The sequence below is a fragment of the Sphingopyxis sp. TUF1 genome, assembly GCF_036687315.1.
Lineage (GTDB): Bacteria > Pseudomonadota > Alphaproteobacteria > Sphingomonadales > Sphingomonadaceae > Sphingopyxis > Sphingopyxis kveilinensis.
This window is the reverse complement of the sequence record NZ_CP144683.1, coordinates 1,254,089-1,267,680: the sequence shown is the minus strand read 5'-3', so window position 1 is coordinate 1,267,680 and position 13,592 is coordinate 1,254,089. Positions and strand designations below refer to the sequence as shown.

The 13,592-nt window shown below is 66.9% G+C and carries 13 protein-coding genes; 5 read left to right on the top strand and 8 right to left on the bottom strand.

The features are described from left to right. The first annotated feature begins 39 nt into the window (after window positions 1–39). Complete coding sequence (locus VSX77_RS06010; protein ID WP_338426745.1) at window positions 40–597, top strand: hypothetical protein; 558 nt, start codon at window positions 40–42, stop codon at window positions 595–597. Here VSX77_RS06010 and VSX77_RS06005 read toward each other — a convergent pair. Then, window positions 583–2,121, bottom strand: a complete 1,539-nt coding sequence (locus VSX77_RS06005) for a S1C family serine protease (RefSeq protein ID WP_338426744.1) — start codon at window positions 2,119–2,121, stop codon at window positions 583–585. The two genes, VSX77_RS06010 and VSX77_RS06005, sit on opposite strands and share 15 nt — an antisense overlap. A gap of 100 nt (window positions 2,122–2,221) precedes the next feature. Between VSX77_RS06005 and VSX77_RS06000 the strand changes: the two genes are divergently transcribed. The 3 genes from VSX77_RS06000 to VSX77_RS05990 all read left to right on the top strand — a co-directional run bounded on the left by VSX77_RS06000 (window position 2,222) and on the right by VSX77_RS05990 (window position 4,584). Further along, a complete protein-coding gene (locus VSX77_RS06000) occupies window positions 2,222–2,692 on the top strand; it encodes a DUF1203 domain-containing protein (protein WP_338426743.1) in 471 nt (156 codons plus the stop codon). Then, complete coding sequence (ada, locus tag VSX77_RS05995; protein WP_338426742.1) at window positions 2,689–3,750, top strand: bifunctional DNA-binding transcriptional regulator/O6-methylguanine-DNA methyltransferase Ada; 1,062 nt, start codon at window positions 2,689–2,691, stop codon at window positions 3,748–3,750. Before VSX77_RS06000 ends, ada begins: the two co-directional genes overlap by 4 nt. A 75-nt stretch (window positions 3,751–3,825) precedes the next feature. Continuing rightward, window positions 3,826–4,584, top strand: a complete 759-nt coding sequence (locus VSX77_RS05990) for an isocitrate lyase/PEP mutase family protein (protein ID WP_338426741.1) — start codon at window positions 3,826–3,828, stop codon at window positions 4,582–4,584. A 78-nt stretch (window positions 4,585–4,662) separates the two neighbouring features. Here the strand turns inward: VSX77_RS05990 and VSX77_RS05985 are convergent, their stop codons facing one another. The 7 genes from VSX77_RS05985 to VSX77_RS05955 form a co-directional block, all read right to left on the bottom strand. Further along, the gene (locus tag VSX77_RS05985; protein ID WP_338426740.1) at window positions 4,663–6,831 is read right to left on the bottom strand and encodes a primosomal protein N'; all 2,169 of its coding nucleotides are present in this window, start codon (window positions 6,829–6,831) and stop codon (window positions 4,663–4,665) included. A gap of 60 nt (window positions 6,832–6,891) precedes the next feature. Continuing rightward, window positions 6,892–7,500 (bottom strand): DUF998 domain-containing protein, encoded by a 609-nt coding sequence (locus VSX77_RS05980; protein ID WP_338426739.1) that lies wholly within the window; start codon window positions 7,498–7,500, stop codon window positions 6,892–6,894. Window positions 7,501–7,503: 3 nt separating this feature from the next. After that, on the bottom strand, window positions 7,504–7,983 hold the full coding sequence (locus VSX77_RS05975; RefSeq protein ID WP_338426738.1) for an SRPBCC family protein: 480 nt from the start codon (window positions 7,981–7,983) through the stop codon (window positions 7,504–7,506). Beyond that, entirely contained in the window at window positions 7,980–8,348 is a 369-nt protein-coding gene (locus tag VSX77_RS05970; RefSeq protein ID WP_338426737.1) for an ArsR/SmtB family transcription factor, read from the bottom strand. The genes VSX77_RS05975 and VSX77_RS05970 overlap by 4 nt, the downstream gene beginning before the upstream one ends. A 105-nt stretch (window positions 8,349–8,453) precedes the next feature. Then, window positions 8,454–9,536, bottom strand: a complete 1,083-nt coding sequence (locus tag VSX77_RS05965; protein WP_338427226.1) for a PepSY-associated TM helix domain-containing protein — start codon at window positions 9,534–9,536, stop codon at window positions 8,454–8,456. A gap of 2 nt (window positions 9,537–9,538) precedes the next feature. Next, the gene (locus VSX77_RS05960; protein ID WP_338426736.1) at window positions 9,539–11,689 is read right to left on the bottom strand and encodes a TonB-dependent receptor; all 2,151 of its coding nucleotides are present in this window, start codon (window positions 11,687–11,689) and stop codon (window positions 9,539–9,541) included. Between the two features lie 240 nt (window positions 11,690–11,929). Next, window positions 11,930–12,820 carry a LysR family transcriptional regulator gene (locus VSX77_RS05955; protein WP_338426735.1) on the bottom strand — a complete coding sequence of 297 codons (891 nt, stop codon included), beginning with the start codon at window positions 12,818–12,820 and terminating at the stop codon, window positions 11,930–11,932. 144 nt (window positions 12,821–12,964) lie between these two features. On the opposite strand from VSX77_RS05955, the gene VSX77_RS05950 reads away from it, so the two are divergent. Further along, entirely contained in the window at window positions 12,965–13,591 is a 627-nt protein-coding gene (locus VSX77_RS05950) for a pyridoxamine 5'-phosphate oxidase family protein (protein ID WP_338426734.1), read from the top strand. Window position 13,592: the final 1 nt, after the last annotated feature.

Here is a 13,592-nt window from a genome sequence, read left to right as displayed (position 1 = left end):
ACCTCTCGGGTCCAGCCTGATGGGCTGAAAGGGCCTCAGATGTCGTTTGCCGCCGCATTGCTGCTATTGTCGGGTAGCGCGTTCGATCTCGATCCTATGTGGAGGCCGGTCGCCGACCCGCTCGCCCCCGCGCGCGCGGGAAAGGTCCAGTGCCACGAGCCCGACCCCGACGCACGCACTTGCCGTATCATGACTTGGTACAGCGTACGCGCCGACGGGGTCGCCGAAATGCGCTCCGTGACCGCGATCAGCAACGAGATGGGGTTGGCAGCCGAAGCGCGCATGACGCTGCGGCCCGAAAAGGGCGGCATGTGCGGCGTTGTCAACGACGCGCATATGGCAAGCTATCGCATAGTCCAACTGCGCGCGCCGCACGCCGCGGTCAAGAACGACCGGCTGTATATCCGCTACCGCCAGGAATTGCTCGACGCGCTGTGGAACCGCAAGCATTGCGCATTCAACTACAGCCGTGCAGGTGACGATATGCGGCTCGACGTCAGCACCGTCGACGGCCAGTTCGCCGGCGAGATGATGGCTGAGTTCCTTTGGATTTCCCCCGGCGCGAGCTGGCGGCTGAAGGCATCAGCCGCCGCTTGACGCCTTTGCCCCGGCGGCGACGGGCTGGCAGCGATAGACGAGACGTTCGTTGGGCTCGGTGGGAAGCGCGCTGCGGATCGCATCCTGCTGCGCAGCAAGGTTCGCCAGCGCATCGGGATCGATCGAACAGCCGTGCAGCGTGTTCCCTGCGCGGATTTCGCGCGCGCGCGCCATCGTTTCGGCATCGAGCAGGTATCGGTCTACGCGATAGTTGCGCCCGGCGGCATCGATCGACGCGACGGTGACGGTCGCTTCCTCGTTCGGCACCAGAATGCGCTGCCAGCGGTCGTCCGGCCCCTGCGTATATTGGGTGCGGTCGTTGACGCACCCGCCCGCGCGAATCGTGATCGGCACGTCGGTGGTCGACGACACGGTGATACGGCTGCGATCGGTGCGGATCGTGCAGAGGAAGCTGCCCTCGGCGAGTTTCGGCGCGGCGGCAGCTGAAGTCGGCTGTGCATTATCGGTGATGTCGGCGCGCGCGTCGGGGCGGGTCACGAACAGCACCGCCGCAACGAGCATCAGCGCGGCGCCGCCGCCGCCCGCGATCTTTGCATTGCGCATGTTCCGCTGGCTGTAGAACAGCAGCCCCGCCCCAGCCCCGAGCGCACCGATGACGAACAATACCCCCGCGATCGCGATGCGATTCTCGCGCGCCGCCAGCGCATCCTCTTCGGCGCGCGCCTGCTTGAGCTCGCGGTCGAGCTTTGCCGCGGCGTCGCGCGCGGCATTGGCGGCGGCGTCGGCGCGCGCCTCGGCCTCGATCGCCGCGCGTTCGCGGGCATCGGCCTCGGCCAGCGACAGGCAGGGGGTGCCGATGCCCGTGTATTGCTGCCCCGCATCGGCGAGGAAGCGCGTCAGCTCGCGCCCGGCGATCGCAAAGGCAAAGGGCGAATCGCCGTCGTCGGCGCGGGTGATCGCGGTGTTGATCCCGACAATGCGTCCGCACTGGTCGACGAGCGGCCCGCCCGAATTGCCGCGCGAAATTTTTGCGGTGTGGATCAGCATGGCGATCCGGTCGACCGCCTGCATGTTCGAAAAATTGCCCTCGCTGCGCGTCGGCGTGCGCGGGGTGATATAGTCGTTGGCGCTGCGCGCGGTCGCCAGGTCGACATTGCCCGGATAGCCGAGCGCGACGACATCGGCGCCCGAATCGAGCGGTCCGGTATAGATGGCGGCGGCGGGCAGGCGCCCCTCGGTAATCTCGATGAGCGCAAGGTCGCGCGCGGCGTCGATGGCGATCAGCTTTCCCGCGAAGCTCTTTTGTCCCTCCGACGGCACAACGCCCAGCGCAACATTGCCCGGATAGCGCGCGGCCGATTCGACGACATGCGCGTTGGTGACGATGCGCGTCGGCGAAATGGCGATGCCGCTGCCATGGCCGAACCCCACGACCTCGCCGTCGATCATCGCGACGGTGACGACGCGCACGACGCTGCGCGACGCCGCGCTGATGTCGTCGGCGGCGCGCGCGGGAAGGGCGAGGGTGAAGAGGGCGAGTAGCAGCGCGAGGAAGCGGGTCATGGCGCAGCAGACTAGTCGAGCGAGTTTTGAACGCAAGCATCGGGACGCGCTTTGTCCGCCGCGCTGGCATCAATGGTGCAACGAGCGAAAGGACGTTCCAATGACCTATATGATTAGCGGGCTCTCCCCTGACCTCTTTGCCCCATTGTTCGCGATGGACGACGCCGAGCTTGCTGCGAACCATGCGCTGCGCGTCACCGCGGCGGCCGATCGCGGCTTTCCCTGCCGGATCAGCCTGGAGGATGCAAAAGCGGGCGAGGAGCTGATCCTGCTCCACCACGTCAGCCACGACGTCGAAACGCCCTATCGCAGCGCCTATGCCATCTATGTCCGCGCGAACGTCGAGGCGACGACCTGGCGCGATGCAGTGCCGCCGGTGTTCGAGGGGCGGCCGATCGCGCTCCGTGCTTTCGGCGCCGACGGGATGCTGAATAACGCAACCATTGCGGCGCCGGGCGAGGCCGATGGCGCGATCCGCGACCTGTTCGCCGACGATGCCATCGCCTATATCGATGCGCACAATGCGGCGCACGGCTGCTTTGCGGCACGTGTGCAAAGGGACGTGGCATGAGCTTCGAGACGATGACCGACGACGATCGTTGGGCGGTGATGTGCCGCCGCGACAAGGCATATGACGGGCGCTTCATCGTCGGGGTGCTGACCACCGGCATCTATTGCCGCCCCAGCTGCGGCGCGCGGCAGCCGCTGCGCGAAAATGTCCGTTTCTTTCAGGACGGCGCCGGCGCGCGCGCGATCGGGTTGCGGCCGTGCAAGCGCTGTCTGCCCGACGACGTCGGACGCGATGAGGCGGCAGTGCTCAAGGCGATCGCCGCGATCAAGCAAAGCGAGGAACCCCTCGCGCTCGCCGACCTCGCCGCGCGCACCGGCTATTCGCCGACGCATTTTCAGCGCGTCTTTACCCGCCACACCGGCCTGTCGCCCGCCGCCTACGCCCGCGCGCTGCGCGAGGAGCGTGCACGGACGGCACTCAGCGAGGGGGCGCGGGTCACCGACGCGATTTACGACGCGGGCTTTTCGGGGCCGTCGCGATTCTATGACAATATGGAGGGACGCATGGGAATGACGGCTTCGGCATGGGTCAATGGCGGCAAGGGCGCCCAAATCCATTGGGCGGTCGTGCCGACGAGCCTGGGCGACATGCTCGTCGCGGCGACCGACAAGGGCGTGTGCCGCCTAAGCTTCGCGGAAGGGCGCGAGGCGCTCGAGGAGCGTTTCCCCGCCGCCACGCTGGTCGAGGGCGGCGAAGAATTTGCAGCGCTTCTGTCGCAGGTAATCGAAGCCGTCGAGGCGCCGACGCATGGGTTCGACCATATCCCGATCGACGTGAAAGGGACTGCGTTTCAAGAGGCGGTGTGGCGCGAACTGCGCAGGATTCCGGCGGGCGAAACGCGCAGCTATGCCGAAATCGCCGCCGCGGTCGGCAAGCCCAAGGCGGTGCGCGCGGCGGGCAGCGCGAACGGCGCGAACAATGTCGCCGTGCTCATCCCCTGCCACCGCGTCGTGCGCAGCGACGGCACGCTGGGCGGCTATGCCTATGGCCTGCCGATCAAGGACGAGCTGCTCCGCCGCGAAGGTGCGCCGGGCCAGCGCCGGCTCGACGAATTTTGAAAGCGCAGCGCGGCCGGAAGCGATATGCCGCGCCGGCGGCTTCTGCGCCGATCAACCACCCAAGGAGTTTTTCGCATGACTGACATGATTGCCCGGTTTCGCGCGCTGCACATCCCCGGCGACCCGTTGATCCTCGTCAATATCTGGGATGCGGGAAGCGCGAAGGCGGTTGCCGCGGCGGGTGCTAAAGCGATCGCGACGGGCAGTTTCGGCGTCGCGGGCGCACAGGGACGCGCCGACGGCGAGGATTTCCCGCTCGAGGATGTGTTCGAAAATCTGGACCGCATCCTGTCGGTGACCGACCTGCCGGTCACGATCGATATGGAGTCGGGCTATGGCGCCGATCCCGCGGCGGTCGGCGTTTCAGTCGGCCGCGCTCGGGAAGCCGGTGCCGCGGGGATCAATATGGAGGACCGGCTGCCCGGTCAGTCCGACCTCCTGCCCCTCGCCGAAGCGGCGGCGCGATACCGCGCCGCGGCCGACACCGGCATCTTTGTCAACGCGCGCTGCGACACATTTCGCGGGCAGGACGCCGCGACGGACGGCGATGCGCTCGTCGCCGCGACGCTCGAGCGCGCACGCGCTTATGCCGATGCCGGCGCGGGGTCGCTGTTCGTGCCCTTCCTGCTCGACCCGAAGTGCATCGGCGCAATCTGCGACGCCTCGCCGCTGCCGGTGAACATCCTGCGTGGCAAGGGCGGCCCGACCCACCGCGAACTCGCCGAACTCGGCGTCGCGCGGATCAGCCACGGGCACCAGCCATGGGCAGCGGCGATGGCATGGCTGGAAGCGCAGGCGGCGCAGGTGCTGGGCGGCGCCGAGCCCGATTATTGATCGGCAAGGAGGCGGACGTGGTGGAGCACTCGACCGTCCCGATTCTTCGGAAACGGATCATCCTTCAAGGACAGGTGCTTAAACGAAACTATAGGGATCGACGTCGATCGCGAGCCGGGCTTTTGCGGGCCAGTCGATGCTGCTTACCCAGGTGCGGATGGTGCCTTGCAGGTCGAAACTGCGCGGCGCGTGAAGGAGCAGACGGAAGCGGTGGCGGCCGCGCAGCATCGCGAGCGGGGCGGGGGCAGGGCCATAGACGGCGAGGCCTTCGGCGACGGGGGCCTTCGCCCCCAGCCGCTGCGCGACGCCGCGCGCGACCTCGATGTCCTCCGACGAAATGACCAGCGCGGCGAAGCGGCCATAGGGCGGCGCGCCTGCGAATTTCCGTGCCGCGGCCTCGGCGGCGTAGAAACCGTCGCGGTCGTTGGCGACGAGCGCGGCCATCACCGGCGCCTCTGGAACCCGCGTCTGGATCAGCACCTCGCCGGGCTTCACCCCGCGCCCCGCGCGTCCCGCCACCTGCGCGATCTGCTGGAAAGTCCGCTCGGAGGCGCGCAGGTCGCCGCCGTCGAGGCCAAGGTCGGCATCGACCACGCCGACGAGGGTGAGGTTCGGGAAATGATAGCCTTTGGTGACGAGCTGGGTGCCGATGATGATGTCGACCAGCCCGCCCTCGACATTGCCCACAAACTCGGCGGCTTTTGCGGGCGACCATAGGGTGTCGCTGGTGACGACTGCGGTGCGCGCTTCGGGAAAACGCAGCGCGACCTCGTCGGCGACGCGCTCGACGCCGGGGCCGCAGGCGACGAGGCTGTCTTCGTCCTCGCACTCGGGACAGAGGCGCGGCGGCGGCATCACATGCCCGCAATGGTGGCAGGCGAGGCGGTGGACGAGGCGGTGCTCGACCATCCACGCGGTGCAATTGGGGCACTGGATGCGGTGGCCGCAGGTGCGGCAGAGCGTCAGCGGCGCGAAGCCGCGGCGGTTGAGAAACAGCAGGCTCTGCTCGCCCTTTGCGAGCCGGTCGGCGAGCGCATCGACGAGCGGCGGCGCGAGCCAGCGGCCGCGGTCGGGCGGGTCGGCGCGCATGTCGATCGCGGCAAGGTCGGGCAGGGTGGCGCCGCCGAAGCGCGCGGGCAGCACGATATGGCGGTATCGCCCCGCCTCGACCATCGCAAGGCTTTCGAGCGCCGGAGTTGCGCTCGCGAGCACCACCGGCAACCCCTCGAAATGCCCGCGCATCACCGCGACATCGCGCGCGTGATAATGGACGCCGTCCTCCTGCTTGAAGCTCGTCTCGTGCGCTTCATCGACGACGATGACGCCGAGATTGGCGTAGGGGAGGAACAGTGCCGAGCGCGCGCCGACGATAATCTTCGCCTCGCCGCGGGCGATGGCGTGCCAGGCTCGCCGCCGCTCGGTGGAGCGCAGCCCGCTGTGCCACGCCACCGGCTCGCAGCCGAAACGCGCAGCAAAGCGCGTCAGCATCGGTTCGGTGAGCGCGATTTCGGGGAGCAGCACGAGCGCCTGCTGGCCCGCGTCGATCGCGGCGGCGATCGCCTCCATATAGACTTCGGTCTTTCCCGATCCGGTGACGCCGTCGAGCAGCAGCGTGTCGAACTTGCCCGCTGCAACCGCGCTGCGAAGCTGCCCGGCGGCGGCGGTCTGCTCATCCGACAGGTCGGGCGGGGCAAAGCCGCTGTCGGGTTCGGGATAGGGCTGGTCGGCCGATACGCTTATGGCTTCGAGCGCGCCGGTCTGGACGAGCCCGCGGATCACCGCCTCGCTGACCTCCGCCATCGCCGCTAGTTCGCGTACGATCCCCTGCCGCGTGCCGATCCTTTCAAGCGCCACCGTTCGCTGCGGCGTCATGCGGGCGGGCAGCTCGCCCGTCGCGCGATATTCGACGATCGGGCGCCGCGCGTCGGCAAAGGCGACCCCGGGAAGCACCATGCGCAGCACCGATCCCGGCGGCGCGAGATAATAATCGCTCGTCCATTCGACGAGACGGCGCAGCGGCGCGGGAACCGGCGGCACCGGCACGATTTCGTAAAGGTTGCGCAGCCGGTTGTCGCCGACCGGCTCGGGCGCGCCGAAGCTTTCATCTTCCCACACCACGCCGCCCATCCGCCGTGGCCCCAGCGGCGCGATCACGACGCTGCCGAGCGGCGCCTCGGCGCCCTGCGGCACGCGATAGTCGAGCGGGCCGAGGGCGGCGGTGAGCAGGAGGACGCGGGCGCGGGTCATGGGTGGGGCAGGATATAGGGCTGCCCCGCAAATAGGAAAGTGTGATCCCGGCTTCCTCGATCAGCGATGCCTGCGTGCGACCCAGCCGAGCCAGACCCAAGCAAGCATGGCGGCCAGATAGAAGGCGACGCCGGTTACGATGATCCCCGCCATTCCCAGCTGAATAAGCACCGGCATCGTCAAGCCCGCAAGCACCGACAGCGCCGCCGCGCCGCGGGCACCGCCTCGCCAGAAAGTGAAAGCAAAAACGAAGCAGGCAAGGATCAGCGACCCGAAAGCGAGCATGAAGGCCACGCTGTGGATGATCGCCCCGGTCGTCATCACCGGCTGCATGTCTGCGGCGGTGCCGGGCGGAAAGCCGAGCCCCGGCGGCGCGTCGAACAGACCCGCAAGGATCAACCCCGCACCATAGAGGGTGACGAGCACCGGCCCCGCGACCCGCGCCGAGGCACGGCGCAGCCCGAGCGCGCAGGCGAGGACGAGCAGGCCCGAGGCGATGAAGGTGACCTTCATCACCCAGCCGCGCGGACCGAGGCTGAGCATACTGATCGCGTGGCGCGCGATATCGAATCCCGGGCGCGCGAAAATCTCGACGATCGTCACCACGAAGAACAGGCATCCCGCTGCGATGCCGGCCCGGAGCAGGCGGCTGTTATCGGTTCGCTCCATTGCTCACATCGCCTTGATATAATCGACCATCTGGCCGACGACCGTGCCCCAGCCGTCGTGGAAGCCCATCTCTTCATGCTTCTGCCGCGCAGCCGAATCGCCGTGAAGGGCGATCGCCTTGTAGCGTGTTCCCGATCCTTGCGGGGTCAGGAACAGTCCGGCGGTGAAGAAGGGTGCGGGCGCCGGCCGGAATCCCGGCAACAGCGCGTCGGTGAAGATCAGGCGCTCGAAGGGCACGACTTCGAGATAGCAGCCGCTGTTGGGAAATTCCTCCCCTTCGGGCGAGCGCATCGTCGTGTTGAACGCGCCGCCCGGGCGCAGGTCGATCATACAGTCGGCGACCGACCAGGGCTTGGGAACGAACCAGTGTTTCAGATGCTCCGGGGTCGTCCAGACTTTCCAGACGAGTTCGACGGGCACGTCGATCTCGCGATCGAGCACAAGATCGAGATCGGGGTCAATCGACGGAAACGAGACGGTCATTGCTTGTCTTCCTTTTTGAGCTTGAGCAGATAGGTTTCCATGCGTTCGAGCCGTCCTTCCCAAAGGCGGCGCTGCGTTCCGAGCCAGTCCTCCGCCACGCGGAGCCGGTCGGGCGCCAGACTGTAGGTCCGGACGCGGCCGACCTTGCGCGAGCTGACCAGCCCGCAGGCTTCGAGAATCTTCAGATGTTCGAGAAAGGAAGGAAGCGCCATCGCGTGCGCGGAGGCGAGGTCGCTGACCGATGTCGGGCGAACGCTCAGGCGTTCGAGCACGTCGCGCCGCGTCGGGTCGGCAAGGGCGCGAAAAATCCCGTCAATCATCTTCGGTGCAGTCGTGACCGGGGCGTCGGGTTGGACTTTTGACATGGCGGCATCCTTTCCGGACGCTCGCCTAACCTGGATCAATACTTAGGTCAATTCCTAACTAATTGCATATCGAAGGACGGGCTGGGAAATGAACGGGGCACGATGCTAGCCGGCGGCGTACGCGGTGCGGGTGCGGGGGCGGACGCGCTTTGGTCGCCGGAACCAGAAGGTCCACACCGCAAAGCTGCCGAGCATCGTCAGGGCTAGGCCCGACAAAGTGAGCAGGCTGCGCCACGCCCAGCCGCCGACCTTTGACGCGTGGATCGGGAAGGCCATGTTGAACGCCTGCGCGCCGCCGGGCATCGCAAGGGCATCGCGCGCGCCGAGGACTTCACCCGTCGCGGCGTCGAACCATAAGGTCGTGCGGCCGTTGGGCAGCCATTCGGCGGGCTGCTTCATGCGCAGGCTGATCGGATCGCCATCCTTGCGCGGCAGGCTGAGAATGCGGAATTCGGCGTCGGGGAAGCGGCGGTGCGCTTTCGCGAGCATCGCGGTGTAATCGGGCTTTCCGGCGAGCGGGCCGCCCTGGTATTTCGGCGGTTCGAGCGCCCGGGCGGTTTCGGCGGGCAAGCCGAAGGGAGCGACCACGCCCAAGGCAAACGGGCGAAAGATCATCATCGTGCCGGTGACGATCGAGATCAGCAGGAGTGGCGCGACGACGATACCGAGGTCGCGGTGATGCATCAGAATCGACGGACGGCTCATCCTTTTGGGCCACAGGCGAAGCTGAAAGGTCCGCCGCGTGCGCCACCACAGGATCGCGCCGCTGATGATGAAGAATAACCCGGCAAGCCCCGCGATGCCGATCACCCACTCCCCGCTGTCGCCGGCGAAGAGATGGTGGTGGAAATCGAAGATCCACAGCTCGGGCCGCTCCCACTGGCTCGCCCAGCGCGCCGCAATCTCGCCCGACTGGCTGGCGTAGGCGCCCGCACCTTCCCCGAACCGCAGCTGGTGCAGCCCGAAGCGTTCGTCGGCATAGATGATGCCCTCAGCGCCCGGCGTCGCCATCAGCTTTTCGGTGGTCGCCGCGACGGTCGCAAGATCGCCGCGCAGCGGATCGCCCGTGCCCGGCACGCCGATCCACAGATGCTCGTAAAGCAGGATCGTGCCCGACAGGCCGAGCAGCGCGAGCACGAGCCCGATCAGCCCCCCCGTCCAGCGGTGCAGCGTGTCGAGCAGCTTCATCATCAGAAGCGATAATCCCATCCCAGCGTGAAGCTGCGTCCGCGACCCGCGAAGTTGAAGAAATTGTCGGTCGGCCGCTGAGTGTCGCTCGCGTAGCTGATATACTGCTTATCGAACAGGTTCGACACCGCGAAGCTGACCCCGCCGAAAACGGTCTGATAGCGGACGATCGCGTCGGTCAGATTATAGCCCTCGAAATCGTTGCGCGCGTCGCGGTTCGGGCCGCGGAAGGTGCGCGCCAGATAGAATTGCGTCTGCACGCGCGCCGAAAAGGGGCCGCTGGCATAGGCGGCGGCGAGGTTGAGCCGGTCGGGCGAGATATTCGCGCCGTCGAGGTCGGTTTCGACCACGCCATCACCGTCATTGTCGAAACGGCCATTGATGTGGGCATAGCCTGCCGACAGCGTCAGCCCCTCGATCGGCAGCTTGACGGCCAGATTGATTTCCAGCCCTTCGATTTCGACGCGCTGGCGCACGACGTCGAAAATCCCGTCGGGCCGGGCGATGAGCAATTGTCCCTTGGTGCTCGACGACCAGAAATAGGTTGCGCTGGCATCGAGCGGACCCCGCTTCACCTCGACCCCCAGTTCGCGGTTGTTCGACACGATCGGCGAAATATCGAGGAAATTGTCGATATCCACGCCCGGGGTGCTCACGGCACGGGTGATCCGGCCGACGTCGGGGACGGTGTAGCCTTCGGCGTAGCTGGCATAGGCGCGGATGCCCGCGATCGGCTCGATAATCATGCCGCCGTTGAGCAGCACGTCGTCGAAGGTCGGGCTGCCGCCCGACACGAACGTGCGGCCCGCCGAAGCAAGCGTCGTGTAATCGTCGATCGTGATCTTTACATTTTCATATCGCGCGCCACCCGCAAGGCGGACCAGGCCGCCGGCAAGCTTCAGGTTCGCCTGTCCAAACGGGGCAAGGCTGCGGAAATCGGTGGGCGGCACCCATGCGCGATCGGTCGCGATCAGCCGCTGCTCGGTCGAATCCCACAGCGCGTCGAATCCCGCGATTAGCGTCAGCGCCTCCAGCCCCGGCACCGCGCGCTCATAGCTGAGCTTGCCGCCATATTTGCGGCTGCGGTTCTGCGACTGGTCGAACAATGTGCCGACGGGCGCAATCGCCGGGTCCTGAAAGGTCGCAATCGGATTGGGTTCGCCGCCGAAGGTGTCGCGGCTGCGGTTCCAGAAAATCTGGCTGACGAAATTGCCGCCGCCAAGGTCGGTATCGGTCAGCGACAGCGCGAGGCTTTCGGTGCGCGCCGTTGCGGGGACGCCCGGCGGGGTGCCGCGTTGCTGGCTGGTCGGCAGGCCAGTCGCGCGATTGCCCGCGACGACCTCATAGTCGCCGTCGCCCTCCAGTTCGAAACGGCTGGCGATCAGGTCGAGCCGCATCGTGTCGGTCACTGCATAGCCGAAGCGGCCGAACAGGGAGAGGGTTTCGGAATCCTGCGTTTCGCCCTGCGTCAGGTTGATCCCGACCGGTCGGCCCTCGCCGTCGAAAAAGACGCCGCGGCGTTCCCATGCGGCGCCGACCGAGGCGTCGAAGCGCCCCGCCTTATACTGGACGAGGCCCGCGACCTTGCCGCCCATGCCTTCGTCGGACAGGTCGTTATCGGCGGTCGCCTGGAGCAGCGCGCGGCCCGACAGGCCCTCTTCGGCGGGCGCGCCAACGGTCACCTGATTGACGATGCCGCCGGTGCCGCCGATCCCCTGCAGCGCGTTCGATCCGAAAATCAGTTCGACCCGGTCGACGAAAAAGCCGTCGATGGTGAAACCATCGCGGCTGCCGTCGCGCAGCGGGGTCGATTGGGGGATGCCGTTGATCGCATAAAGCGGCGAGCGCCCGCGCAGCGTCTCGCCCGCCCCCGAGAGCTTCTGACGCGTCGGCGAAAAGCTGGGGGACAGCGTCGCGACGGCATCGCTGACCGATCCCGAGATCGCGACCTGCTGGTCGAGCGCATCCTTGTCGATCACCTCGATCGTCAACGGCAGGGCATTCGGAGGCAGGACGGTGCGCGCGGCGGTGACAATGATCGTATCGCTCGCTTCTCCCGCCACGGTTTCATCGACGGGGAAACCGTCCTGCGCGATTGCCGGGAAGGGGAGCGCGCCCGAAAGCAGCGCGGCGACGAGCCATTTGCGATTCATTATCAACTCCTGTTTCGGAGCTGCCGCTAGTGCGACACATTCGCAAAGGCAAGGAGATTCATTGGAAGAGAGGGTGAGGTCGTTGGCGGTCGTTGCCGTTGCCGCGCTCTCCAACGTTCGCATCGAGCGAAGTCGAGATGCCCCTCGGGCTAGGCTTGGTGTCGATGGGTGTCTCGACTTCGCTCGACACGAACGGAATGAGGGTCCGGGTCGCTCTCCACCCAAAGCCGCCATTCCCCTTCACCCCAGCCCGGCCATGCGCGTCCGCGCCTGCATCGCTTCGATAAACAGCCGCACCGCGGGAAGCGCTGCGCGCGACGGTTCGAACAGGAGATGGACGGGCAGCTCGGGCGGCTGGTCCCGTTCCATCAGCGCGATCAGCCGCCCCGCGTCGATCGCCTCGGCGGTCTGATAGGACAAGAGATTCGCAATCCCCCGCCCCGCCTCGGCCGCCGCGAGCGCGCCGTCGACGGTGTTGACGATCAGCCGCGGCGGCGCGGGCAGCCGCCAGCGCGTGCCGGCGAACTGCCACTCGGTCGTCCAGCGCGGTCCCATCGTGCCGATCAGTTCGTGCTCCTTGAGCTCGGCGACCGTCTGCGGCGTGCCGCGGCGCGCCAGATAGGCGGGGCTCGCGACCAGCGTTTGCCGCACCCGGCCGATCCGCACCGCCTTCAGCCCCGAATCGGAAAGCGCGCCGATCCGCACCGCCACGTCGATCCCTTCCTCGACGATGCGGACATTGCGGTCGACGAGCATCATCCGCACGGCGAGGTCGCGGTGCTCGCTCATCATCGCATCGACCACCGGCAGCACGTGCAGCCGCCCGAACATCACCGGTGCGGTCAGGTGGAGCTGGCCGCTCGGCGCCGCCGCGGCACCGCGCAGCGCGCGCTCGGCGCCTGCCAGATCGGCCAGGATGCGCTGCGCCTCACCCAGAAATGCCGCGCCGGCATCGGTCAGCGCGACCGCGCGCGTCGAGCGATGGAACAGTGTCGTCGCCAACCGCGCCTCGAGCGCCGCGATCCCCCGCGTGACGGCGGGCGGCGAGCTGCCGAGCTTGCGCGCCGCCGCGGCAAATCCGCCCTCGCTCGCCACCGCGACGAACATTTTCAGCGTCAGCAACCGGTCCATGATTATTCCATTTATCGGAATTAAGATGTTCAATCTTCGCTGATTATCACATCCATCGCAATATCCCACATCGATGCTGCGAACGGAGGCGGTCCCCCTCTCACCCGAAAGGCCTCTGTTCGCTGACCCGTTGGAGGCAGGACTATGGCACGCAACTACCGGCACACGCTGTTCGACGATGCGGTCAAGGCCTTGCAGGAGCGCCATGGCTCGCGCGCGTCCTATCTGAAAATGGACGCCGGTGCCGACGGCACCCCCGATGAACTGACCGCCAAGGAAATCGCTTTCATCGCGCAGCGCGACAGCTTCTATATGGCGAGCGTCAATGCCGAGGGCTGGCCCTATATGCAGCATCGCGGCGGCCCGGCCGGTTTCCTGCGGCACATTTCGGGCAACCGCATCGGTTTCGCCGATTATCGCGGCAACAAGCAATATATCAGCACCGCGAACCTCGCGGGCAACGACCGCGTGTCGCTGTTCCTCATGGATTATCCGAACCGCGACCGGCTGAAACTCGTCGGTCATGCCAGCATCGTCGAGCTTGCCGACGATCCCGCCGCGGTCACCGCGCTGATGCCCCAGGGCTATCGCGCGACGCCCGAGCGCACCTTCTTCGTCGATGTCATCGGCTGGGAATGGAATTGCTCGCAGCACATTACCCCGCGCTTCACCGAAGCCGAAATTTCTGCCGCGATCCGCCCGATGGCGGCCGAACTCAACCAGCTGCGCGCCGAACTTGCCGCGCTGCGCGCCCAACCCAGGGGAGTCTGAC